At 60.8% G+C, this 21,740-nt stretch carries 23 protein-coding genes and 4 tRNA genes; 21 read left to right on the top strand and 6 right to left on the bottom strand.

Going from position 1 to position 21,740, the window contains the following annotated elements; genetic code table 11:
* Positions 1-27 precede the first annotated feature (27 nt).
* The 6 genes from GOB94_RS05250 to tuf all read left to right on the top strand — a co-directional run bounded on the left by GOB94_RS05250 (position 28) and on the right by tuf (position 2,205).
* Positions 28-114 (top strand) — tRNA-Tyr (locus GOB94_RS05250).
* Between the two features lie 25 nt (positions 115-139).
* A complete protein-coding gene (locus tag GOB94_RS16665) occupies positions 140-313 on the top strand; it encodes a hypothetical protein (RefSeq protein WP_220465049.1) in 174 nt (57 codons plus the stop codon).
* A gap of 19 nt (positions 314-332) precedes the next feature.
* Positions 333-407 (top strand) — tRNA-Thr (locus tag GOB94_RS05245).
* A gap of 28 nt (positions 408-435) precedes the next feature.
* Positions 436-510, top strand: a tRNA-Gly gene (locus tag GOB94_RS05240).
* A gap of 43 nt (positions 511-553) precedes the next feature.
* Positions 554-907 carry a hypothetical protein gene (locus tag GOB94_RS05235; protein WP_182277817.1) on the top strand — a complete coding sequence of 118 codons (354 nt, stop codon included), beginning with the start codon at positions 554-556 and terminating at the stop codon, positions 905-907.
* A gap of 110 nt (positions 908-1,017) precedes the next feature.
* Positions 1,018-2,205, top strand: a complete 1,188-nt coding sequence (tuf, locus tag GOB94_RS05230) for an elongation factor Tu (RefSeq protein ID WP_182275962.1) — start codon at positions 1,018-1,020, stop codon at positions 2,203-2,205.
* A 115-nt stretch (positions 2,206-2,320) separates the two neighbouring features.
* On the opposite strand, the gene GOB94_RS05225 is transcribed toward tuf, so the two are convergent.
* On the bottom strand, positions 2,321-3,052 hold the full coding sequence (locus GOB94_RS05225; RefSeq protein ID WP_182277816.1) for an SDR family oxidoreductase: 732 nt from the start codon (positions 3,050-3,052) through the stop codon (positions 2,321-2,323).
* Between the two features lie 165 nt (positions 3,053-3,217).
* Between GOB94_RS05225 and GOB94_RS05220 the strand changes: the two genes are divergently transcribed.
* From GOB94_RS05220 to rplK, 6 genes are all read left to right on the top strand, one after another.
* Positions 3,218-3,595, top strand: a complete 378-nt coding sequence (locus GOB94_RS05220; protein ID WP_182277815.1) for a helix-turn-helix domain-containing protein — start codon at positions 3,218-3,220, stop codon at positions 3,593-3,595.
* A 238-nt stretch (positions 3,596-3,833) separates the two neighbouring features.
* Positions 3,834-3,983, top strand: a complete 150-nt coding sequence (rpmG, locus tag GOB94_RS05215) for a 50S ribosomal protein L33 (RefSeq protein WP_182277814.1) — start codon at positions 3,834-3,836, stop codon at positions 3,981-3,983.
* 89 nt (positions 3,984-4,072) lie between these two features.
* A tRNA-Trp gene (locus tag GOB94_RS05210) sits at positions 4,073-4,148 on the top strand.
* A gap of 114 nt (positions 4,149-4,262) precedes the next feature.
* Entirely contained in the window at positions 4,263-4,517 is a 255-nt protein-coding gene (secE, locus tag GOB94_RS05205) for a preprotein translocase subunit SecE (protein ID WP_182277813.1), read from the top strand.
* Positions 4,518-4,604: 87 nt separating this feature from the next.
* A complete protein-coding gene (gene nusG, locus GOB94_RS05200; RefSeq protein ID WP_255484249.1) occupies positions 4,605-5,261 on the top strand; it encodes a transcription termination/antitermination protein NusG in 657 nt (218 codons plus the stop codon).
* Between the two features lie 226 nt (positions 5,262-5,487).
* Positions 5,488-5,925 (top strand): 50S ribosomal protein L11, encoded by a 438-nt coding sequence (gene rplK / locus GOB94_RS05195; protein ID WP_182277812.1) that lies wholly within the window; start codon positions 5,488-5,490, stop codon positions 5,923-5,925.
* Positions 5,926-6,071: 146 nt separating this feature from the next.
* Here the strand turns inward: rplK and GOB94_RS05190 are convergent, their stop codons facing one another.
* Complete coding sequence (locus tag GOB94_RS05190) at positions 6,072-6,863, bottom strand: DUF3050 domain-containing protein (RefSeq protein WP_255484248.1); 792 nt, start codon at positions 6,861-6,863, stop codon at positions 6,072-6,074.
* Positions 6,864-6,933: 70 nt separating this feature from the next.
* Between GOB94_RS05190 and rbsK the strand changes: the two genes are divergently transcribed.
* Positions 6,934-7,869, top strand: a complete 936-nt coding sequence (gene rbsK / locus GOB94_RS05185) for a ribokinase (RefSeq protein WP_182277811.1) — start codon at positions 6,934-6,936, stop codon at positions 7,867-7,869.
* 21 nt (positions 7,870-7,890) lie between these two features.
* On the opposite strand, the gene GOB94_RS05180 is transcribed toward rbsK, so the two are convergent.
* Entirely contained in the window at positions 7,891-8,610 is a 720-nt protein-coding gene (locus tag GOB94_RS05180) for an SDR family oxidoreductase (protein ID WP_182277810.1), read from the bottom strand.
* An 84-nt stretch (positions 8,611-8,694) separates the two neighbouring features.
* Here GOB94_RS05180 and GOB94_RS05175 point away from each other — a divergent pair, with 84 nt between their 5' ends.
* A complete protein-coding gene (locus GOB94_RS05175) occupies positions 8,695-9,621 on the top strand; it encodes a LysR family transcriptional regulator (RefSeq protein ID WP_182277809.1) in 927 nt (308 codons plus the stop codon).
* Here GOB94_RS05175 and GOB94_RS05170 read toward each other — a convergent pair.
* Positions 9,618-10,754 carry a radical SAM protein gene (locus tag GOB94_RS05170; RefSeq protein ID WP_182277808.1) on the bottom strand — a complete coding sequence of 379 codons (1,137 nt, stop codon included), beginning with the start codon at positions 10,752-10,754 and terminating at the stop codon, positions 9,618-9,620. The genes GOB94_RS05175 and GOB94_RS05170 overlap by 4 nt on opposite strands.
* A gap of 18 nt (positions 10,755-10,772) precedes the next feature.
* On the opposite strand from GOB94_RS05170, the gene GOB94_RS05165 reads away from it, so the two are divergent.
* The 3 genes from GOB94_RS05165 (at position 10,773) to GOB94_RS05155 (ending at position 13,314) form a co-directional block, all read left to right on the top strand.
* Positions 10,773-11,069: a hypothetical protein gene (locus GOB94_RS05165; RefSeq protein WP_220464998.1), complete on the top strand. Its 297-nt coding sequence runs from the start codon at positions 10,773-10,775 to the stop codon at positions 11,067-11,069.
* A 453-nt stretch (positions 11,070-11,522) separates the two neighbouring features.
* A complete protein-coding gene (locus tag GOB94_RS05160) occupies positions 11,523-12,512 on the top strand; it encodes a sugar phosphate isomerase/epimerase family protein (RefSeq protein WP_182277806.1) in 990 nt (329 codons plus the stop codon).
* Between the two features lie 19 nt (positions 12,513-12,531).
* Positions 12,532-13,314: a TIGR03435 family protein gene (locus tag GOB94_RS05155; protein WP_182277805.1), complete on the top strand. Its 783-nt coding sequence runs from the start codon at positions 12,532-12,534 to the stop codon at positions 13,312-13,314.
* A 53-nt stretch (positions 13,315-13,367) separates the two neighbouring features.
* Here GOB94_RS05155 and GOB94_RS05150 read toward each other — a convergent pair whose 3' ends face one another.
* Positions 13,368-13,688, bottom strand: coding sequence for a helix-turn-helix transcriptional regulator (locus tag GOB94_RS05150; RefSeq protein ID WP_182277804.1), 321 nt, complete (start codon positions 13,686-13,688; stop codon positions 13,368-13,370).
* Positions 13,689-13,690: 2 nt separating this feature from the next.
* A complete protein-coding gene (locus tag GOB94_RS05145) occupies positions 13,691-13,888 on the bottom strand; it encodes a type II toxin-antitoxin system RelE/ParE family toxin (RefSeq protein WP_255484388.1) in 198 nt (65 codons plus the stop codon).
* 438 nt (positions 13,889-14,326) lie between these two features.
* Between GOB94_RS05145 and rplA the strand changes: the two genes are divergently transcribed.
* From rplA to rpoB, 4 genes are all read left to right on the top strand, one after another.
* Complete coding sequence (rplA, locus tag GOB94_RS05140; protein WP_182277802.1) at positions 14,327-15,040, top strand: 50S ribosomal protein L1; 714 nt, start codon at positions 14,327-14,329, stop codon at positions 15,038-15,040.
* Positions 15,041-15,163: 123 nt separating this feature from the next.
* Positions 15,164-15,871, top strand: coding sequence for a 50S ribosomal protein L10 (gene rplJ, locus GOB94_RS05135; protein ID WP_182277801.1), 708 nt, complete (start codon positions 15,164-15,166; stop codon positions 15,869-15,871).
* Positions 15,872-16,013: 142 nt separating this feature from the next.
* On the top strand, positions 16,014-16,388 hold the full coding sequence (gene rplL / locus GOB94_RS05130; protein WP_182277800.1) for a 50S ribosomal protein L7/L12: 375 nt from the start codon (positions 16,014-16,016) through the stop codon (positions 16,386-16,388).
* Between the two features lie 835 nt (positions 16,389-17,223).
* Complete coding sequence (gene rpoB / locus GOB94_RS05125; protein ID WP_182277799.1) at positions 17,224-21,717, top strand: DNA-directed RNA polymerase subunit beta; 4,494 nt, start codon at positions 17,224-17,226, stop codon at positions 21,715-21,717.
* Positions 21,718-21,740: the final 23 nt, after the last annotated feature.

The raw sequence follows: 21,740 nt of genomic DNA, 5'->3' as shown, positions 1-21,740 counted from the left end.
GGGCGGTTGCGGTTGGCAGTCGGGAATGCACAGGTGGCCGAGTGGTTAATGGCAGCAGACTGTAAATCTGCCGCGCTTTGCGCTACGGAGGTTCGAATCCTCCCCTGTGCACCATTTTTGAAGCGAGCGAGGGAGCCGCATGAACATGACTCCCGCGGGCAACGGTAGGCTGGTTGTCTCGCTGACGGTATTTGCGGTAGTCGCCGTGCTGGTGTGGCGAACGATGGAGCCGGGTCGATTTCAACAGCTGGCCTGGCTGCTGATCGGGTTTTTCGCGTTTCGTACCGTGTTGACATGGCTGCGATCGCGATAGAGTAGAAGAGATGTACGACGCTGATGTAGCTCAGTGGTAGAGCACTCCCTTGGTAAGGGAGAGGTCATGGGTTCAAGCCCCATCATCAGCTCCAGATTTTTGAGGTTTGGTTTCGACCGCGGGCGGGAGTAACTCAGTGGTAGAGTCACAGCCTTCCAAGCTGTTGGTCGCGGGTTCGATTCCCGTCTCCCGCTCCAGACTCCAGATGCTCAAGTAAGAGATGCAGGGATCGGACCGACCATGGCGCAGACAAACTCAGGATATCAAGTAGACACAACGACAGCGCTGTATGAGCGTCCGGCAGTGGCGATTGGCGATGCTGCCACATTTGCTGCGGTCAAGGGCTCGATTGAGAGCAAGTTTTCCGCGGCGAATGTGGAGAGCTTTCTGAAGTCGCTGGTGCGCGCAGGGCTGCGCATCCGCGAGTTCGAGGCTGTGGCGAAGGCCGGCAAACTCGGCCCGGAGACAGCCGCGCAGTATGCGAAGCTGCCGGTGGGTGACCAGGCGCTGGTGCGCGAGCTCTATCTCGCGTCGCTGGAGCAGGTGGAGATTATGCTGCGCGATAAGTACTTCAAGCTGTACGCCTATTACTAGGCGAGCCGCAGCTCGGGTAGCATTCGATTCCATCCTCGATACATGTTTATCGAGTACATTTCTGCAAGTGAGTTTTGTGTTTTAGATCCATCAGGAGAAAGTGAGTCGTCATGGCGAAGGAAAAGTTTGATCGCAGCAAGCCGCATGTGAACGTGGGAACGATTGGTCATATTGACCATGGGAAGACGACGTTGACGGCGGCGATCACGAAGGTGCTGTCCAAGCACAACCCGAAGAACAGCTTCCGTTCGTTCGATACGATCGACAACGCTCCTGAGGAGCGCGAGCGCGGTATCACGATCTCGACCTCGCACGTGGAGTATGAGACGGCGAACCGTCACTATGCGCACGTCGATTGCCCGGGCCACGCGGATTACATCAAGAACATGATCACAGGTGCGGCCCAGATGGACGGGGCGATTCTCGTCGTCGCGGCCACGGACGGCCCGATGCCGCAGACCAAGGAGCATGTGCTTCTGGCCCGCCAGGTTGGCGTGCCGTACATCGTGGTGTTCCTGAACAAGTGCGATGCGGTGGAAGATACCGAGCTGATCGACCTGGTCGAGATGGAAGTGCGCGAGCTGCTGTCGAAGTACGACTTCCCGGGCGATGACGTTCCGGTGATCCGTGGTTCGGCGCTGGGTGCACTGAACGGCGAAGCGCAGTGGGAAGAGAAGATCGACGAGCTGATGGAGGCGGTGGACAAGAACGTGCCGCAGCCGGACCGTCTTGTGGACCTGCCGTTCCTGATGCCGATCGAAGACATCTTCTCGATCTCGGGCCGCGGCACCGTGGTGACGGGCCGTATCGAGCGCGGCAAGATCAAGGTCGGCGAGGATGCCGAGATCGTCGGCTTCCGCGACACGCAGAAGACGGTTGTGACGGGCGTGGAGATGTTCAAGAAGCAGCTGGACGAAGGTCTGGCGGGCGACAACGCTGGTCTGTTGCTGCGCGGTATCGCGAAGGAAGATGTGGAGCGCGGCATGGTGCTGGCGAAGCCGGGATCGATCAAGCCGCACACGCAGTTCAAGGGCGAGATCTATGTGCTGTCGAAGGAGGAGGGCGGCCGTCATACACCGTTCTTCAACGGCTATCGCCCGCAGTTCTACTTCCGTACGACGGACGTGACCGGGTCGGCGAAGCTGCCGGAAGGTACGGAGATGGTGATGCCGGGCGACAACATCGCTCTGGAGATCACGCTGCATACCCCGGTCGCTATGGAGAAGGGTCTGCGGTTCGCTATCCGTGAGGGTGGTCGCACTGTCGGCGCTGGGACTATTACCGAGATCATCAAGTAACCACTGCGTGGTGGCGGGAGACGCGCTTCGCGCGTCAATGCCAAAACGCAAACAATAGCGGCGAGCCGAGAGGCTCGCCGCTTTGTTGTGCTCGCAAAGGCAGGTTAGATCCAAGTTAGATCTGCGCTGTGCCGCCGTCGACGAAGAGCTCGACGCCGTTGATGAAGCTGGAGTCGTCGGAACCAAGGAAGAGGGCGACGGTTGCGATCTCTTCAGGACGACCGATGGTGCCGCGCGGGACCATCGATGCGAAGTTGGCTTTTGCCTCGGCTCCGAGGGGATCGAGAATTGGAGTGTCGATGGTGCCGGGGCTGAGGACGTTGACGCGGATCTTGCGGTCCTTGAGGTCGTTGAGCCAGGTGCGCGCGAACGAGCGGACGGCGGCCTTGCTGGCAGCGTAGACGCCAAACGCAGGGAAGCCTTTGATGCTGGCGATGGAGCCGTTCATGATGATGGAGCCGCCGTCGGCGAAGAGAGGCAGGGCCTTCTGCACGGTGAAGAGCGTGCCGCGGACATTGAGGTTGAAGGTGTCGTCGAAGTGCTTCTCGGTGACTTCGCCGATCTTCGCGAACTCGCCCTGGCCGGCGCTGGCGAAGAGGATGTCAATCTTGCCCTTTTCCTTCTTGACGGTGGCGTAGAGGCGGTCGAGGTCGGCGAGGTTGGCGGCATCGCCCTGGATGCCGGTGACGTTTTTGCCGATGGCTTTGACGGCTTCGTCGAGCTTGTCCTGACGACGGCCGGTGATGAAGACGTAGGCACCTTCTTCTACGAAGAGTTTGGCGGTGGCGAGGGCCATGCCGGAGGTGGCGGCTGTGATGACTGCTACTTTCCCGTCGAGCTTACCCATGGTGAATCTCCTTTTGATGAAGGCCGGGTCGCCGTCCCGCCCGGCGGGAGTTGGTTCCTGGTGCCTTCTGGAGCATCGGATGAGGTGTGTTTGTTCTTAGATTCAATAGTTCGGAAAATATGAACTATTGAAATTGTGTGAATGCTCGATAGGATAGAGGGAAGCATGAGGCCGCTGTTTCATCCCGACGTGAAAGATGTGCCGGTGGAGGCGATCCTGCATGCGCTGTCGGACCCGGTGCGGGTGGCGATCTATGCGGAGATTGTGGCGCAGGACTGCTCGCAGAACTGCTCGGCGTTTCTGCATTTGAAGGAGACGCCGATTCCGAAGTCGACGCTTTCGCAACACTTCAGGATTCTGCGGGAGGCTGGGCTCATTCGAGGCGAGCGGCGGGGCGTGGAGATGCACAATACGTCGCGGTGCACGGAGATGGAGCAGCGGTATCCGGGGCTGATTGCGTCGATTGTGCGGGCGCATGATATTCAGCTGGCGGATGAGGCGAGAAGGGCGAAGAACTCAGCCAAGAAGCGGCAGAAGGCGTAGAAGATTAGCCGCCCCGGCATTTTGACAAATTGTCCGGGAGCGTGGCTTTTATTAATCGCGGTTTTCGTGGATAATGGATGAGAGCGAGCGTGTGCCTGACCGCTCGGTTCTCCCGTACCAACAATTTCAGGAATAGGGCAGCAGGGGCCCATAAGCCCTGCGTTGCGGCGTGCCGGTTGTAAGGCCGATATGCTGCTTGTCAACCGAGGTGGTTGGCCACACAAGAGAGGATGTCCTAATGCGCGAGATCGTAACCCTGCAGTGCCCCGATTGCAAGAACCGGAACTACTCAACCACGAAGAACAAGAAGACGACGACCGGCCGTCTGGAGTTCAAGAAGTTCTGCAACACGTGCCGCAAGCACACGCCGCATAAGGAAACCAAGTAGCAGGGAGTAGGGAGTAGGGAATAGGGAGTAGGAAGAGCACGAAACTCGGCTCTTCCAATCCTGATCCCGAATCCTTCTCTCTGATGTACAGGGGAGTAAGCTCAACGGTTAAACTGTCGGTCTCCAAAACCGAACTTCTCGGTTCGAATCCGAGCTCCCCTGCCATATCTTCTCCGGTTGCCGAAGGCCGCCGGAGTGGTCGGGCCCGATGAAAGGCATTGCGGAAGCAGTGCCGGCAGTACCCAGCAAGACGCTGGTTTGCAGTTCAGGAGCAGTAGGATGTCAACCGCAATTGAAACCAATGAACCGGTAACACCCGTACAGCGCGCGCTGGGGCCGTTTGAACGGCTTACGCAGTTTGTGAAGGACACGCGGCAGGAGATGCACAAGGTGACGACGCCGTCGCGCACCGAGGTGCAGTCGACGACGATTGTTGTGCTGGTGACGGTGTTCCTGTTTGCCGGCTACTTTGCGCTGGTGGATTTTGTGATTGGGAACAGTCTGGATAAGTGGTTCCTGCACATGACCAAGTAGCACTGAGAGCAGGGAATAGGTAGTAGTGAGTTGTGAATAGTTCCTTGCTTCGCTTGAAGCGATGCGCAAAGGTATAGCGATATATATATGGCAGACGAGTTGAACAACGAGAATCTCGAGGCAGAAGAGCTGGTAGCAGAGTCGGTCGAGGGTGAGGGCATTCCGCTGCCCCCTGAGGACGCACCTGTGGAAGCTGCGCCGGTGAACGAGAACTTCAAGTGGTACATCATTCACGCGTACTCGGGGTTTGAGCGCAAGGTGAAGGAGTCGCTGGAGAGCCGCGTGCGGGCGTACCACCTGGAAGACCGCGTGGGCCGCATTGAGATCCCGACCGAGCCGACGACCGAGATGCGTAACGGCAAGAAGTACACGATCGACCGTGTGTTTCTGCCGGGCTATGTGTTTGTGGAGATGGCGCTCGACAACGAGCTGTGGCACGTGGTGAAGAACACACCGCGCGTGACGGGCTTTCTGCAGACGGGCGACCAGCCAAACGCACTGAGCGAGGCTGAGGTCAACGCGATGCTGAACCGCAGCGACGTGACCAAGGAAAAGCCGAAGCTCAAGCTCAAGTTTGCCAAGGGCGAGCAGGTACGGATTACCGATGGACCGTTTGCGAACTTCAACGGCGCTGTCGACGATGTGAACGAGGACAAGCAGACGCTGAAGGTGATGGTGTCTATTTTCGGAAGGCCGACGCCGACCGAGGTCTCGTTCGCGAATGTAGAGAAGTCGGAAGAGTAGTAAAAGCAGGGAATGAGGAGCAGGGAATAGGGAGTAGAAACCGCCTGATCCACGAACGCCCGAAAGTTTTGGGAGACGCAGCCCGGCCGCTTCACCGGACCTTCTAACTCCCGAGAAACAGACAGTAGACAGTAGTGAGAAGACAGATAAGACTTCGCTACTGATGTTTGAAAAATCGCGCGTGGCCTGCTGAGCAGAGCCCGCGGCATAAAGAAGGATAAGGACAATGGCACCGAAGAAGGTAACAGGGTACGTCAAGCTGCAGATTACGGCGGGCAAGGCGACGCCGGCACCGCCGGTCGGTCCCGCGCTCGGTCAGGCGCAGGTCAACATCATGGAGTTCTGCAAGCAGTTCAACGAGCGCACGAGCAAGGACCCCGCCGTGGCCGGCATGACCGTTCCGGTTGTGATTACGGTCTATGCGGACCGCACGTTCAGCTTCATCACGAAGACGCCCCCGGCGCCCGTGCTGCTGCTGAAGGCCGCGGGCATCGAGAAGGGCTCGGGCACGCCGAACAAGGACAAGAAGGGCAAGGTCACCGAGAAGCAGATCCTGGAGATCGCCAAGGTGAAGATGCCGGACATGAACGCGACCACCGTTGAGGCGGCTGCGAAGACGATCCGCGGTACTGCCCGTTCGATGGGTATCGACGTCGTAGCGTAAGCGGTAACGAAGAGGTAAGAAAAGGCTGGAAGAGGCGCTGATGGCGCTCTTCCAGCCTTTTTCTGTTGAAGTTTGGTGGCGCTCCGGGCGAGAAGCAGATTCCCTGCGGGAATGACAAACAAAAGAGCAATGCTCAGCTCTTTCATTTAGTTCAGCTGGGAGAGGATGCCGTCCCAGAGTGCGATGCGGGCGGCGATGGCGGATTCGGCTGCGGTCGCGGCTGTTTCCCAGAGAGCCTCGTTGCTGCCGCAGAGGTCGGCGACCATGCGGAGAGAGAGTGGGCCGTGGTCTTCGCCGTCGACTTCGATGTGGCGCTCGAGGTACCAGATGTACTTGGCGAAGGCGCCGGAGTGCTGGGTGTTGAGGTCGCGGACGAGGTGGCGGAACATGTCGGGGATGACGTCTTCGCGACCGAAGGTGAAGGCCGCGGCCATGGCGGCGAGGTTGCCGGAGCGGATGACGTGGAAGGTGGAGCTCATGAAGGCGCGGGCGGCGATGGGGATTGCGGGGATGTTGAGCGCGACGTCGTTGACGGAGAGCGAGCCAGGTTGGGTGGTGAGTGAGGCGAGTAGATTGCGGATGGGAGAGGTGTCGGCGCCGGCTTCGTGCATGGCTTCGAGGTAGAGTTCGAAGTGGCTGATGGCGCGGCCTTCGAACTGGTCGCTCTCTTCGCCGAGTACGATCTCGTTGATGAAGCGGCGGCTTTCAGGGAAGGCCGATGGCAGCCAGGGCACGGTGACGCAGGTGAGTGCGGACTGTAGAGCCTTGAGGATGGACATGAAGTCCCATACAGCGAAGACGTGCGACTGCATGAAGAAGCGCAGGTGCTGCGGCGTGCGGATGCTGGCGTAGAGCGGATGGCTGGTGAGGCGGCTGCGCAGCGGGGCGATGCGGGACTCGAGGGCGTCGATGGTGGTGGGTGTTGCGATTGCGTTCACAACTCTATTATCGCGAATGGTGTCTCAGGCGGATGCGGTTATCGAAGAGTTTCCGTATGCTGAGTAGGCGATGGCGAAGACGATAGTGGTGTTGGGAAGTTTTGTGGCGGATGTTGCGTTTCGGATGGGACGTTTGCCGGCGTGGGGTGAGACGGTGCTGGGCAGCGGGTTGGCGCTGGGGCCGGGTGGCAAGGGGTCGAACCAGGCGGTGGCTGCGGCGAGGGCGCTGCAGGGGAGCGGTGCGCGGGTGAGGATAGCATCGCGAGTGGGAGACGACGCATTTGGGCAGATCGCACATGCGACATGGGAGGCTGCCGGCGTAGAGGCTTCGCTGGTGGATGTGGGTGGTGTGCCAACGGGGTCGGCGGCGATTCTGATTGATGAGGTGAGTGGGAACAATGCGATTGTGGTGGTGCCGGGTGCGTGCTATACGCTGACGCCGGAGGATGTGGACCGCATGGCTGAGGCGATTCGCGGGGCGAAGGTGCTGCTGGTGCAGCTGGAGCTTCCGCTGGCGACGGTGCAGCGTGGGTTGGAGATTGCGCGCGCTGCGGGCGTGACGACGATTCTGAACCCTGCGCCTGCGGTGCCGCTGAGTGAAGAGATGCTGTCGCTAGTGGATTACCTGACCCCGAATGAGAGCGAGGCTGCCCTGTTGACGGGGTTGCCGGTGGAGACTGTGGAACAGGCTGAGGTGTGTGCTCGTGCGTTGCTGGAGCGTGGGCCGAAGGTGGTGATCCTGACGCTGGGTGAGCGTGGCGCGATAGCTTGTGCGCGCGGAGGGGAGCCGGTGTTTGTGCCGGCGTTCCATGCCGGGCCGGTGGTGGAGACGACGGGTGCGGGTGATGCGTTCTGTGGCGGCTTTGCTGCGGCTTTGCTGGAAGGCAAGGCGCTGAGTGAAGCTGTGCGGTTTGGGTGTGCGACTGCGGGGATTTCCGTGACACGCGCGGGGACGGCACCCTCCATGCCGCAGCGCGCCGAGATTGAGGCGCTGCTGCGTGGGTAAGGCGACGTCCCTGTTGCAGGCCTAAGCGATCAGCGCGCCGCCGTCGATGACGACCATCTGTCCGGTGGTGAAGCCGGATTGCATGAGGTAGAGATAGGTCTGCGCGACATCCTCGCCTTCGCCGATGCGGCCGACGGGGAGCGCCTTGGCCTGCTGGTCGTAGAAGGCCTGGCGGTCGGCTTCGGACATGTTGTCCCAGAGCGCGGTGCGGATGACTCCGGCGCAGACGGCGTTGACGCGGATGGGCGCCATCTCCAACGCAAGGCCGCGGGTGAGGGATTCGAGCGCGCCAGCACCGGCTCCGACGGCTGCCCAGCCCTTCCACGGCCTGGCGCCGACGATGCCGTTGGTGAGTGTGATCGAGCCGCCGGGATGAATGAAGGGGAACGCGGCTTTGGCTGCGGTGTATGCGCCCCAGAAGCGGACCTCGAAGACCTTGCGCGCGTCTTCGGTGGTGGCGATCTGCATGGGCAGAGCGTCGCCGGCGGTGTAGACGAGGTGGTCGAGGCCGCCGATGCGCTTGAAGGTGCTGGCCATGCTGGCTTCGTCGGAGGCGTCGATGATGGTGCCTTCGACGCCCCTGGGCAGAGTGGCGAGGGCCTTGTCGATGTTGGCCTGGCTGCGTGAGCCAATGGTGACCTTTGCGCCTGCTAACGCTGCGGCACGTGCCGTCGCAATGCCGAAGCCTGAGGTGCCTCCGATGACGATGACGCGCTTGGAATCCAATGTGTTTGCTGCCATGACTGTACCCTCCTGAGTTGCGAATTCTGTTCGCGTGTATGGGATGGGTGCAGATCATCATGCGATCCATGCATACTATGCATTATGAACTTGCGTTGGAAGCAACTTCGTCAGATAGATTTGAACCTGCTCGTCGCGTTCGCCGTGTTTGCTGAGGAGCTCAGCGTGACGGCGGCTGCGAACCGGCTGCTGTTGAGCCAGTCGGCGGCCAGCCGCACGCTGGACCGCCTGCGTGCGCTGTTTGAGGATGACCTGCTGATACGGGGCTCCAAGGGCTACAGCCTGACGCCGGTGGGTGTGCGGCTGCAGGAGAAGCTGAACGTGCTGCTGCCTAAGATCGAGGGCCTGATTGGACGACCGCAGTTCTCGGCGGAGAAGGAGGAGGCGCGGTTTCGGATTGCTGCGCCAGACAATGTGGCGACGGCGCTCTGTCCGATCCTGTGCCGCGATGTTCTGCCGAAGGCGCCGCGCGTTGAGATGACGTTCGTGTCGTGGAACCTGAATGCCAATGCGGAGCTTGATCAGGGAAGACTGGATATCGCGCTATCCAATGACGAGATGCTGGTGCCGCGCCATCTGCAGACGGCGACGCTGTACCAGGAGCGGTTCTATTGCGTTGTTTGGAGCGGCAGCAGGTTTGCGAAGCAGAAACGGATGAGCCTGGAGCGGTATCTCGACGCGGAGCATATCGCGGTTTCATTCGATGATGTGGTGCAGTCGATTCCTGATAAGCGTGTTGCTGCGGTTGGTCGGCGGCGGCGCTGGGCGATGCGTGTGCCGTACTTCGGTGTGGCGATGACGTGTGTGCCGCAGACGCAGCTGGTGCTGACGGTGACGTCGTCGATGGCGCAGTTGGCACGTGCGAATCCGGAGCTGCGGGTGATGGAGGCTCCAGTGGAGATTGCGCCGTTTTCGTTTCAGGCGGTATGGCATCCGCGGTTGAGCTCCGACCCGGCGCATAGCTGGCTGCGCGAACGGCTGCTGTGGGCGAGTGGGCGGCTTGCTCTCTAGCTGGCGGCGAAGAGGGTGGCTTGTGCGGGTTGTTGGGGTGTGACGGGTTTGGGCTGTTTGCGTGGCTCGGCGTAGATGTGACGGCCGGTGACGCGGGTAAGCAGAGCATCGGTGGAGCGCTCGCCGAGGCCGTGGGTGCGGCAGACGAGGGTGGCGCGGGAGGACATCTTGTTGCGGTAGTCGGTTGAGGCGAAGTCCTCGGTGGCGTAGCGGCGCTGGTAGTCGGCGACGAGGGCGGGGAAGTGTTCGCGAACGAAGCTCAGGAACGTAGGACGCGAACACGACTTCAAGAACAGCGGGTGGGCTCCCAGGAAGCTAGCACCCGCTGCGGCAGCACGGCTCGCAACGGCGTCGAGCGACTGCAAACTATCGTTGATGCCGGGCAGGAGCGGCGAGCAGAGGACGCCGGCGGTGAGGCCGGCCTCGCGCAGCTTGCGGACGGCGTCGAAGCGGAGATCGGGGCGCGGCGCGCGGGGTTCGAGCTTGCGGGCGAGCTCGCGGTCGGCGGTGGTGATGGTGATGTGCAGGACGAGCGTGTTGCGCGCGGCGATCTGTTTGAAGAGGTCGATGTCGCGGGTGATGAGGCTGGACTTGGTGATGAGGCCGATGCGGAGGCCTTCCTGCTTGGCGAAGACTTCGAGGATAGAGCGCGTGATGCCGACGCGGCGCTCTATCGGTTGGTAGGGGTCTGTGGCGGTTCCGATGGCGATCTCGTCGTGGTGTTTGGCGAGGTTGCTGCCGATGGCGCGGAGCTCCTGCTCGAGGAGCCAGGCGGCGTTTTCTTTGAGATAGATTTCGCGCTCGAAGGCGAGGGCCCAAGGCTGCTGGGGGGCGTCGTAGGTGCCTTTAGGCGGGGTGGTGATGGGGGTGGGTTGGAGGAACTCGTGGGTGTAGCGGGCGTAGCAGTACTTGCAGCCGAACTCGCAGCCTCGGTAGGGATTGATGGACCAGGCGAGGGAGAGCTGGCGCTTGGAGACGGACTTGTTGAGGATGGAGCGGGACTGCATGGCCTTGAACTCGATGAGGTGTCCGTCGTCGGCGTGGGTGGCTTCGGCGGCGAGGCGGGCGAGACCGACTGGGGACTGGTCGAGGATGGGGAAGAGGGTTTCGGAGGTAGATTGTATTTTCGCCATGTCTTCGCCTCAATGGAGGTGAGATTAGGCTGGTGGCTGGCGGCTGTCAAGGGGATTTTTGCGGTGTTGATTCTGGCGGATTTAGCGGTGGCAAGCTGGGCGGCGGTGAATGGGTTCTGGTTCGAGGTATTGGGGTTTACGGTGCTGCGGACGCAGAAGGCGGTGGGCAATGTGCGGTCGCGAGGGATCTCCGCGAGAACCGGGATGCTGCTGGTGGGGCTGGAGGAGAAGGAGTTTGTGAGTGGGACGCTGCCGGCGGAGATTTGGGAGATGACAGCTGAGGACTGGCGTGACTGGAAGCGTGGGCGCGGGTGATACCTCTCCCCCTCCCTATGTAGCGGAGGGATCTAGTGGAATCAGCGGGTTACGGGGTGACCCTAGGGGTAAGCGGCTGATTCTGTATATGGTTACGGGTATGATATGGGAAAGATTGGGGTTAGTGGTCCCAGGCGTCGCAGAGTGGCGGGCAGATGGCAAAAGGCGCTCACGCAAAGTGCGCGAAGTGAGCCAAGTTTCGCCACGGCTGCGGAGGCTCTACCCTACTTTCAGTAGCCACGGCTGCGGAGGCTCTACCCTACTTTCAGTATAGGTGGTGCAGACGGAGAAGTTGTATTTGTTTTGTGGGGGTTTTGGGGTTTGGTTTGTTGGAGTTGAGGTGGTTTGGGGTGAGGGTGGGGGTTGACAGTGTTTTGGTTGAGACGGCAGTCTTGTGCGGTTGAATAAGTTCGGAGCGCGACGGAAAAGGTATCCGTTGCAGGAGGAGGAGTGATGGCGGTATCGCGTAGGGAGTTTGTGGTGGGTGCCGGGGCGGCTGCGGCGGCGTTGTCGGCTCGTGGGATGTGGGCGCAGGATGGGTGCCCGTTTCGGTTGTCGGTGATCAATGATGAGATTGGGCCGGACTTTGAGCATGCGTGCCATGTAGCGTCGGTGGACTTTGGGCTGCACTGGATTGAGTTGCGGAGCCTGTGGGGGAAGACGCTGGCGCAGTTGAGCGGCGCGGAAGTCGATAAGGCGAAGGGGATCCTGGCGAAGTACAATCTGCGGGTGACGGACCTGGCGAGCCCGCTGTACAAGGTGGACCTGCCGGGCGCGCCGCTGTCGAAGGAGAGCCCGCACCATGACGAGTTCCATGCGGACTTTACGTACAAGGAGCAGGCCGAGCTGCTGGAGACGCTGGTCCGGTTGACGAAGAGCTTTGGGACCGACCGCATTCGTTGCTTCGACTTCTGGCGGCTGGCGGACGAGAAGCCGTATCGCGCGGAGATCAACCGGAAGCTGGTGGAGGCGGCGGAGCGGTGCGCGAAGGACGACATCGTTCTGCTGCTGGAGAACGAGATGGCGTGTAATACGGGATCGGGTGTGGAGGCGGCGAAGGTGCTGGCGGAGATTCCGAACAAGAACTTTATGCTGAACTGGGACCCAGGGAACTCGGTGACGTTTGCGGGGGACGTGCCGTATCCGAATGACTATGATGCGCTGCCTAAGAAGCGGATTGGGCATGTGCACTGCAAGAACGCGATCCGGACGCCGGGGAAGGCGCATCCGTTTGAGTGGGAGCCGGTGGATGTGGGCCTGGTGGACTGGGTGAGGCAGTTCAAGGCGCTGAAGCGCGATGGGTACCACCATGCGGTAAGCCTGGAGACGCATTGGCATGGCGGCGAGGGGAAGACGCAGGCGGAGATCTCGGAGAACTCGACGCGGCGGAGTATGCAGGGGCTGAAGAAGTGTCTGGGGGAGGCTGGAATTACGGGGTGCTAGTTTGGATGCGATGAGGCGCATGCGGATGATCGGGCTGGTGCTCGTGCTGGCGTGTGCTGCGGTGCATGCGTCGGCGCAGAGTGCATTGAAGGCAGCGGAAGGTGATGCGGCGCTGCCTGCTTATGATGTCTCGGTGATACGGGCTGCTGCCGGAATGGAGAAGGATGACCGGCATGTGTGGACGCGGCTGAATACGCTGGATGTGAAGAACATGCCGCTGCTCAATCTTCTGGAGAGTGCGTTTGATGTTCCGAGAGACATGATTGTGGGGTTGCCGGATTGGGCGAAACATGAGCGGCTGGATATCCAAGCGAAGACGCTGGATGCGGATACGGCGGGGCTGCGGGAGTTGACGGTGGCGCAGCGGCGGGCGATGATGCAGGCGCTGTTTGCAGACCGCCTGGGGTTGAAGTGGCACTATGAGACCCGGGTGCTGCCGAGCTATGACCTGGTGGTGGCGAGTGGTGGGGCGAAGCTGAAGCCGACTGTGGCGACGGGGCACAACAGCGGAGTGAGCGTGAACGATACGCGGTTCAGGCTGACGAATGTTCCTGTGCCGGAGCTGGCAGTGGTGCTGGCCGATAAGCTCGGCCGGCCGGTGGTGGATAAGACAGGGCTGACGGGGCGGTATGACATGGTGATGGAGTGGAGCGCTGATCTGCCGGTGGCGTCCGCGAACGTGGATGCTCCGCCGCCGCTGTTTACGGCGTTACATGAGCAGCTTGGGTTGAAGCTGGAGAGTGGGAAAGATCCTGTGCAGGTGTTTGTGATTGACCGGCTGACGCCGCCTGTGGGGAATTAGGGCTGGGTGGTGTGGGCCTGTCGATGTAGACGAAGCCGCTGCCAACGGCCCGGCTAAGCGACCTTTGCCTTGATGCCGGAGAGTTTTACGGGCTTGCGGTCCGGGAATTCTGCGACGAGAGCGAGGGTGCCTCCGAGGGCCTCAATGGAGCGGCGCAGCGTCGAGATGTGCATGTCTGTACGCTTCTCGATCTCGGATATCTGCTTCTGGGCGACACCGAGTTTTTTTGCCATTTTGACCTGAGTCATCTCGTGAGCGCGGCGGAGTTCCTGCAGGGTCATTTCTTCGGCCATCAGTTCGGTTGCGCGCTTCTTGATGGCGCGGCGACGGGCGGCGGGAAGGGACTTGATGATGTCTTCGATGTCAGTGGGCATGCTTATGCCTCCTTTTTCTTGAGACGCTGGAGATGAGCGTCGAAACGCTCATCGGCCTTGCGGATGAGTTCGCGGTAGAAGCGTCTTTCGCTGCCACCAGATTTGTCGCCGGCGATGAGCAGGATTGCATGCCGCTGAGGGTCGAACGCGAAGGCGATTCGCCAGACACCGTCGTCCGCGTCGAAGCGGAGCTCTTTCATGTTGGCGTGGCGCGAATCGCTCAAAGTATCGACGCGCGGCCTACCGAGTTGGGCTTAAACTGTCGCCATGACCTTGATGCCCTTGGTTTTGCCCGCGACCGTCTCGCCGATTCGGATTCGGTTGGATGCGCCGCTGAACGATGAAGGGCTAATGAGTCACGTTAGCCCGACTCCTCAGGGGCTGAAGCCCAAATTACTCAAAAGTGTTGTACTGTCGGCACGGCTGAAGCCGTGCCCCTTCGATAAACGCTCTCGTAGGTGGTTTTTAGCTCGCGAGGGTTGAAAAACGTCTAGGTTTCCTGCATACTTAGTAGGTTGTCTGTACTCCAATGCAGACGAGTCGAGACCACGCCCATGCGGAGGATTGCATGACCTTCGTGGGAGGCAGGCGAGAGCCGGGCCTTCTGCGAGAAGAAGGGGTGGGAGACGAGGTAGAGAATGGCAAAGAAAGTTTCCAAGAATATTGCGAAGGCGCGCGCCCTTGTGGAGCAGCGTCCGTATGCTATTGGCGAGGCGATTCCGCTGCTGCAGAAGGCGAAGTTTGCCAAGTTCGACGAGACCGTCGACCTGACGCTGCGGCTGGGTGTGGATACTCGGCATGCTGACCAGATGGTGCGTGGGACGGTTGTGCTGCCCCATGGTCTGGGTGGCAAGTCAAAGGTTGTGGCTGTGATCGCTTCGGGCGACAAGGTGCGCGAGGCTGAGGCTGCGGGCGCTGAGTTCTTCGGCGGCGAAGAGCTGGTGGAGAAGATCCAGAAAGAGAACTGGACTGGCTTCGATGCCCTGATCGCGACGCCGGACATGATGCGCTCGGTCGGTAAGCTGGGCAAGGTCCTGGGACCGCGCGGCCTGATGCCGAACCCGAAGACGGGCACCGTGACCACGGATGTGGCTGCGGCGATCGCTGAGATCAAGGCCGGTAAGGTCGAGTTCCGCGCGGACAAGACGGCGCTGGTGCATGTTCCGGTCGGCAAGCTGTCGTTCCCGATCGAGAAGCTGGAGCAGAACGCGATGACGGTGATCTCGGCTGTGGTGAAGGCGAAGCCTTCGGCGGCCAAGGGCAAGTACGTCAAGCGGATCATCCTGAGCTCGACGATGGGCCCCGGCATTGAGCTTGAGGCGGCTGTGGCGGACGTTGCCGCGAAGGCGTAAGAGCAGGGATTAGGGAGCAGGGAGTAGGGAGTAGCGATGCCCCGGATTTCCTGCACGGCTTTCAAGAGATTTAGATTTTGGCTGGCAGTGAAACAGGCCAGCAGCGAAGGTTAGGTTTCTACCATGGCATTGACCAAGGCGAAGAAGAACGAAAAGGTAGCGATGCTGGCGAAGGAGCTCGAGAGCTCGACTTCGGCCATTATCGGCAGCTTCAAGGGATTGACGGCGTCGAAGGATTTTGAGCTGCGCAAGGTCGTCCGCGAGGCGGGTGGCAGCTATCACGTGGTGAAGAACAAGCTGGCTGCGAAGTCGGCTGAAGGCACCAAGGTTGAGGCGGCGCTGAAGGGCCTGAAGGGCGTGAGCTCGGTGGCGTACACCTCGGGCGACCCGGTGGCGCTGGCGAAGGCGCTGAGCACCTGGGTGAAGGACAACGCGGAGTTCACCTTCAAGCTGGGCATCGTTGACGGCAAGGTGATCAACGTGTCGGAGATCGACTCGCTGGCGAAGCTGCCGGGCAAGGAAGAGCTGTTCTCGAAGCTGCTGTTCCTGATTCAGTCGCCGGCACAGCGTCTGGCGACGGTGATCAACGCGACGGGCCGGAACCTGGCTGTCGTGGTGAACATGGCGGCGGAGCAGGGCAAGTTCGGCGGAGCGGCTCCGGCTGCGAAGACCGAGGAGGCCCCTGCGGCGGAGACGCCTGCAGCCGAAGAGGCGGCAGCGCATGTCGAGGAGTCGGCGGCCGGCGAGCAGCCTTCCGGTGCGGCACAGCCGGAGAACGGCACGGCATCGCAGGCTGGCGAAGCGGCGAACACCGAGCCGGCGGAAGGCTAACCAAGTTTCGTCGCGGATCTTTTCGAGTGCGCAGTCTGGGCGCAACGGAAACTCGAAGAGGCTGCGGCAACCTGAGGCGGAAGATGGCTTTGGGAGTATGAATCGGCAGTATCAAATTTTGTAGTAATCAATGGAGAACATCATGGCGGATTTGCAGCAGTTGGAAGATCAGATCGTTAGCCTCAGCCTGCTCGAGGCGTCGGAGTTGGTGAAGAAGCTTGAGGAGCGCCTCGGCGTTTCTGCGGCTGCGGCTGTGGCTGCGGCCCCTGCGGCTGGCGGCGGCGCGGCTGCCCCGGCAGCGGAAGAGAAGACCGAGTTCACGGTCATCCTGAAGGATGCCGGCGCGAACAAGATCAACACCATCAAGGCAGTACGCGAAGTCACCGCTCTTGGGCTGAAGGAAGCCAAGGACCTGGTCGACGGCGCTCCCAAGCCCTTGAAGGAGAACATCTCGAAGGACGACGCGGCGGCAATCGCCAAGAAGTTCGACGGCATCGCGACGGTCGAGATCAAGTAGTTCCGTACTGGCTGGTACACCCGGTGTGCTATCCAGTTGCGCAGGAAGGCAGAGTGCGGTATCCTCTTGAGTGGGGATATCCGCCTCTGCCTTGACGCGCAGTGGAAGCAGCTTTGAAGTTCAAAGCTAAAGGGCACAAAGGCCAGGCGGCACTCCAAAATCTTGAGCAGCTTTTGAGCTGCGAACACGATTCAAGTACGTATCAGGTGTAGTAATCCGGTTCATCCTGGCAATGCGAAGCAGGTTATGGAGCCGGCCATCTTGCGGTTCGAGCGGCGGGCCCGCAAGGTGAAACGTGCGACAAGCGGCAAACTCTTAGGGCCTTGGCCGGGTACCTAAAGGGCGGCGACTATCCACAGTTTCTGTTTGACGTCCAACTTGAAGTGCGCATTCGCGCTCTCCGGGCATTGCTCCCGGCAGGGCGCTTTCGTCGTCTTTGCCAGCAAGGCGCAACCGTAGGCCAGAAGATTTTCCCACAGCCCCGCAGAAGTGCGAGCCGGGGCGCGTGGGACGTTCGTTTTTGAACGTCGTTTAGATGTTGTAGCGGCTTTTCAATTTGTAGCAGCTGGGGCCTTGTGCAATTCCAGTCCGCTGGATGGCCGCGGTGAAGAAAAGGTTTCGACCCGTTTTTACCCCGCAGAATGCTTCGCTGGGGTTGAAGTATCAAGCGCTTCAGGTTGTATCTCTGCGAGGAGAGATGCAGCCGGAACAGGCGCACACATCAGTCCAATGAGAGGGCCCCGTAAACTGCGGGGACCTTCTCCCCGGCGGCGAAAGTTGCCGGGCCCTCGAACCAAGCGGCCGGCGCCTAACCCACGACCGGCAAGGAGAGAGCATGTCGAAGACGACGAACAGCGAATTGCGTGCAATCCGCACCCGCCTCGATTTTTCCAAGATCCCCACGTCCATCCAGATCCCGAACCTGATCGAGGTGCAGCGGCGCAGCTATGAGCGCTTTCTGCAGATGGACAAACTGCCCCAGGAGCGCGAAGACAACGGCCTGCAGAGCGTGTTTACGTCGGTGTTTCCTATTACCGACTTCCGCAATGTGAGTGAGTTGGAGTTTGTCGATTATTCCATCGGCAACTGGGAGTGCAAGTGCGGCTACCTGAAGGGGCTGAACCACCTGCGCACCGCGTGTACGCACTGCGGACACATGGTGATTACAGACCCATTCCATCCGGGCGATGTGCTTTGCAAGTTCTGCGGCACGTACAACAAGAACACGCCGGACTTCTGCACCAAGTGCGGTGACCCGGTGGGTCTGCAACTGAAGTACGACCAGGCCGAGTGCGAAGAGCGCGGCATGACGTACAGCGCTCCGCTGAAGGTGACGATCCGCCTGAAGATTTACGACAAGGACCCGGAGACGGGCGTGAAGACCCTGCGCGATATGAAGGAGCAGGAAGTCTTCTTCGGCGATATTCCGCTGATGTCGGCCAACGGCACGTTCATTGTGAACGGCACCGAGCGCGTCATCGTGTCGCAGCTGCACCGTTCGCCCGGCGTCTTCTTTGAGACGGCGAACAACCGCACCTACTTCCTGGGCAAGATCATTCCGTACCGCGGCAGCTGGGTGGAGTTTGAATACGACCAGAAGAACACGCTGTATGTGCGTATCGATCGCAAGCGCAAGTTCCTGGGCACGATCTTCCTACGGGCGCTCGGTCTGCGCACGGATGAAGAGATTTTGAAGACGTTCTACACGGTGGACACGATCAACGTGAAGGACGGCAAGCTGAGCTGGGTGGTGACGGGCGAAGAAACCCCGACGCACCTGGTGGGCACGCGCACGGCCGTGGCCCTGCACGATGCGAAGAAGACGGAGCTGGTGGCCGCGGGCAAGAAGGTCGGTGCGAGCTCGATCAAGCATGTGCGCGCGGCGGGCATCACCGAGGTTGAGGTCGAGACGAGCGAGTTCGACGGCGCGATGAGCGCGGCGGACGTGATCGACATGACCACGGGCGAGCTGCTGTACGAGGCGAATGCGGAGCTGACGGCCGACAAGATCCACAAGATCATGCAATCGGGCGTGACGAGCTTCCAGGTGTTCTTCCCGGAGCGCGACGATGTGGGCAACATCATTGCCAACACGCTGCGTCGCGATTCGGTGCGCAAGCCGGAAGAGGCGCTGATCGAGATCTACCGCAAGCTGCGCCCGGGCGACCCGCCGACGCTGGACACCGCGACGGCGCTGTTCGAGGGCATGTTCTTCGATCCGCGCAAGTACGACTTCTCTCGCGTGGGCCGTTTGAAGTTCAACATCAAGCTGTATGAGAACCAGGATGCGACCGGGCTGGACAAGCGGACGCTGACGCCTGAGGACTTCTACGGGACGATTCGTTACCTGCTGAAGCTGCGCAAGAACATCGGCGCGGTGGACGACATCGATCACCTTGGCAACCGCCGCGTGCGCGCGGTGGGCGAGCTGATGGAGAACCAGTTCCGCATTGGCCTGGTCCGCATGGAGCGGGCTATTAAAGAAAAGATGTCGGTCTATCAAGAGATGTCGACGGCGATGCCGCATGACCTGATCAACGCGAAGCCTGTGATGGCGGCGATCCGCGAGTTCTTCGGCAGCTCGCAGCTGTCGCAGTTCATGGACCAGACGAACCCGTTGAGCGAGATCACGCACAAGCGCCGCCTGTCGGCCCTTGGGCCGGGTGGTTTGTCGCGTGAGCGTGCGGGCTTTGAGGTCCGTGACGTGCATCCAACGCACTATGGCCGCATCTGCCCGATTGAGACGCCTGAAGGCCCGAACATCGGTTTGATCTCGTCGCTGAGTTGCTTTGCGCGCATCAACGAGTACGGCTTCATCGAGTCGCCCTACCGCAAGGTGAAGGACGGCCAGGTGCTGGACTACGTTGCTGTGACCAACGCGGGTGAGTCCGGGCTGCGGCAGGGCGACTTCCTGGAGATCCATGAGTCTGTCAAGCGGAACAAGGAGCTGAAGAAGGACGGCAAGCGCACGATGGACCTTGAGCCGTTCAGCTTCTACCTGTCGGCATGGGAAGAGGACCGTCACACGATCGCGCAGGCCAACATTACGCTGGATGCCGAGTTGAAGATCGTGGACGACCTTGTGAACGCGCGGAAGCAGGGCAACTTTGTGCTGGTGCCGAAGGCCGAGGTCGATTATGTCGACGTGAGCCCGAAGCAGCTGGTGTCGGTTGCCGCATCGCTGGTGCCGTTCCTGGAGCATGACGATGCGAACCGTGCGCTGATGGGCGCGAACATGCAGCGCCAGTCGGTGCCGCTGCTCGTGTCGGAGGCCCCGTTTGTTGGAACCGGTATGGAAGGCGTGACGGCGCGCGATTCGGGCGCTGTGATTCTGGCCAAGCGTAACGGTATCGTCGACTCGGTCGACTCGGAGCGGATCATCGTGCGTGTGGAGGGTGAGCACCACCCGACGCAGCTATCGCGCGAGGTCGGTTCGGACATCTATCAGCTGACGAAGTTCAAGCGCTCGAACCAGAACACCTGCATCAACCAGAAGCCGATCGTTCGCCATGGCGACCGTGTGGTGAAGGGGCAGGTGATCGCAGATGGTCCTTGCACGGAGCAGGGCGAGCTTGGTCTCGGCCGCAACGTGCTGGTCGGCTTTATGCCGTGGCGCGGTTACAACTTCGAGGACGCGATTTTGATCTCGGAGAAGCTGGTCCGCGAGGACTACTACACCTCGATCCACATCGAGGAGTTCGAGATTGAAGCGCGCGATACGAAGCTGGGACCGGAAGAGATCACGCGTGATATTCCGAACGTCTCCGAGCACGCGCTGCGTGACCTGGACGAGTCGGGCATCATCCGCATCGGCGCCAAGATCGGGCACAACGATATCCTCGTTGGCAAGGTGACGCCGAAGGGCGAGACCCAGCTGACGCCGGAAGAGAAGCTGCTGCGCGCGATCTTCGGCGAGAAGGCCGGTGACGTGCGTGACGCTTCGCTGACGTGCCCTCCGGGTATCGAAGGCACGGTCGTCGATGTTCGCATCTTCAGCCGCAAGGGCCAGGAGAAGGACCAGCGTGCTCTGCAGATCGAACAGGAGATGGTCGAGAAGCTGGAGCGTAACCTTGCCGATGAGATTCGTATTCTCACCGACGAGCGGTTGAAGCGGCTTGACGACATCCTGGGTGCCAAAGAGGTCCTTGCGGACTTGCACGACGAGCGCACCAACAAGAAGCTGCTCTCGAAGGGCGACATCCTGACCCGCGAGATCATCGAGCTGATTTCAACGCGCAACCTGAAGCGTATTCGCTACGCCGACAAGGACCCGCGCGTGAACGAGCAGATCGACGAGATCGAGGAGATGACGAGCCGCCAGATCGATGTGCTGCGCAAGATCACCAACGAGAAGATCGGCAAGATGTCCAAGGGCGATGAGCTGTCCCCGGGCGTGATCAAGATGGTGAAGGTGTACATCGCGATGAAGCGCAAGCTCTCGGTCGGTGACAAGATGGCCGGACGCCACGGTAACAAGGGCGTTATCGCGCGCATCCTGCCGGAAGAGGACATGCCGTATCTGCCGGATGGAACGCCGGTGGAGATCGTGCTGAACCCGCTGGGCGTGCCTTCGCGTATGAACGTCGGACAGATCCTGGAGACGCACCTTGGCTGGGCGGCACATACGCTCGGCGCGAAGGTTGCGGAGCTTGCTTCGCAGCACCAGAAGGCTGCTGAGGTGAAGGAGATCTTCACGGAGGCGTTCAAGGGCACTGCGGCGTTGAACCAGCTGCTGGCGCTCGATGACGAGCAGACGCTGCGCGTTGCCAAGGGCATGAAGCGCGGCATCTGGTTCGGCACGGCGGTGTTTGACGGAGCTCAGGAGAGCGAGATCAAGGCGCTGCTTGCAGCGGCCGGTCTGCCGAGCTCCGGTAAGAGCATGCTGATCGACGGCATGACGGGCGAGCCTTTTGAACAGCCTGTGACCGTTGGCTACATCTACATGCTGAAGCTGAGCCACCTGGTCGACGACAAGATCCACGCTCGTTCGATCGGACCGTACTCACTGATCACGCAGCAGCCGCTGGGTGGTAAGGCGCAGTTCGGCGGACAGCGCTTCGGTGAGATGGAAGTGTGGGCGCTGGAAGCGTATGGCGCTGCGTACATCCTGCAGGAGCTGCTGACAGCGAAGTCTGACGATGTGTTCGGCCGTACGAAGATCTACGAGGCCATCGTCAAGGGTGAGGCCGCGATCGAGCCGGGCGTACCGGAGTCGTTCAACGTGCTGATCCGCGAGCTGCAGTCGCTGTGCCTGGATGTGGAGCTGGTGAAGAAGACCGCAGCCCACGAAGAGGCTGAGGCTCTGCCAGAGCTGGCCGTCGCCGATTAGGTAATGCGTTAGTTCGCAGCCGG

The organism is Granulicella sp. 5B5, assembly GCF_014083945.1.
In the GTDB taxonomy this organism is placed as follows: Bacteria; Acidobacteriota; Terriglobia; order Terriglobales; family Acidobacteriaceae; genus Granulicella.
The sequence above is the reverse complement of the archived record's forward strand: the minus strand, read 5'-3'. Positions and strand labels throughout refer to the sequence as shown.

Excerpts from the sequence above, each read along its gene's own strand:
- GOB94_RS05160 (WP_182277806.1), top strand. The coding sequence starts at position 11,523 with ATGGCGGTATCGCGTAGGGAGTTTGTGGTGGGTGCCGGGGCGGCTGCG.
- GOB94_RS05155 (WP_182277805.1), top strand. The coding sequence starts at position 12,532 with ATGCGGATGATCGGGCTGGTGCTCGTGCTGGCGTGTGCTGCGGTGCAT.
- rpmG (WP_182277814.1), top strand. The coding sequence starts at position 3,834 with ATGCGCGAGATCGTAACCCTGCAGTGCCCCGATTGCAAGAACCGGAAC.
- GOB94_RS05180 (WP_182277810.1), bottom strand. The coding sequence starts at position 8,610 with ATGGCAGCAAACACATTGGATTCCAAGCGCGTCATCGTCATCGGAGGC.
- tuf (WP_182275962.1), top strand. The coding sequence starts at position 1,018 with ATGGCGAAGGAAAAGTTTGATCGCAGCAAGCCGCATGTGAACGTGGGA.
- GOB94_RS05225 (WP_182277816.1), bottom strand. The coding sequence starts at position 3,052 with ATGGGTAAGCTCGACGGGAAAGTAGCAGTCATCACAGCCGCCACCTCC.
- rplK (WP_182277812.1), top strand. The coding sequence starts at position 5,488 with ATGGCACCGAAGAAGGTAACAGGGTACGTCAAGCTGCAGATTACGGCG.
- rbsK (WP_182277811.1), top strand. The coding sequence starts at position 6,934 with ATGGCGAAGACGATAGTGGTGTTGGGAAGTTTTGTGGCGGATGTTGCG.
- GOB94_RS05150 (WP_182277804.1), bottom strand. The coding sequence starts at position 13,688 with ATGCCCACTGACATCGAAGACATCATCAAGTCCCTTCCCGCCGCCCGT.
- secE (WP_182277813.1), top strand. The coding sequence starts at position 4,263 with ATGTCAACCGCAATTGAAACCAATGAACCGGTAACACCCGTACAGCGC.
- rpoB (WP_182277799.1), top strand. The coding sequence starts at position 17,224 with ATGTCGAAGACGACGAACAGCGAATTGCGTGCAATCCGCACCCGCCTC.
- nusG (WP_255484249.1), top strand. The coding sequence starts at position 4,605 with ATGGCAGACGAGTTGAACAACGAGAATCTCGAGGCAGAAGAGCTGGTA.
- GOB94_RS05170 (WP_182277808.1), bottom strand. The coding sequence starts at position 10,754 with ATGGCGAAAATACAATCTACCTCCGAAACCCTCTTCCCCATCCTCGAC.
- GOB94_RS05145 (WP_255484388.1), bottom strand. The coding sequence starts at position 13,888 with ATGAAAGAGCTCCGCTTCGACGCGGACGACGGTGTCTGGCGAATCGCC.
- rplL (WP_182277800.1), top strand. The coding sequence starts at position 16,014 with ATGGCGGATTTGCAGCAGTTGGAAGATCAGATCGTTAGCCTCAGCCTG.
- GOB94_RS16665 (WP_220465049.1), top strand. The coding sequence starts at position 140 with ATGAACATGACTCCCGCGGGCAACGGTAGGCTGGTTGTCTCGCTGACG.
- GOB94_RS05220 (WP_182277815.1), top strand. The coding sequence starts at position 3,218 with ATGAGGCCGCTGTTTCATCCCGACGTGAAAGATGTGCCGGTGGAGGCG.
- GOB94_RS05235 (WP_182277817.1), top strand. The coding sequence starts at position 554 with ATGGCGCAGACAAACTCAGGATATCAAGTAGACACAACGACAGCGCTG.
- GOB94_RS05175 (WP_182277809.1), top strand. The coding sequence starts at position 8,695 with ATGAACTTGCGTTGGAAGCAACTTCGTCAGATAGATTTGAACCTGCTC.
- rplA (WP_182277802.1), top strand. The coding sequence starts at position 14,327 with ATGGCAAAGAAAGTTTCCAAGAATATTGCGAAGGCGCGCGCCCTTGTG.
- rplJ (WP_182277801.1), top strand. The coding sequence starts at position 15,164 with ATGGCATTGACCAAGGCGAAGAAGAACGAAAAGGTAGCGATGCTGGCG.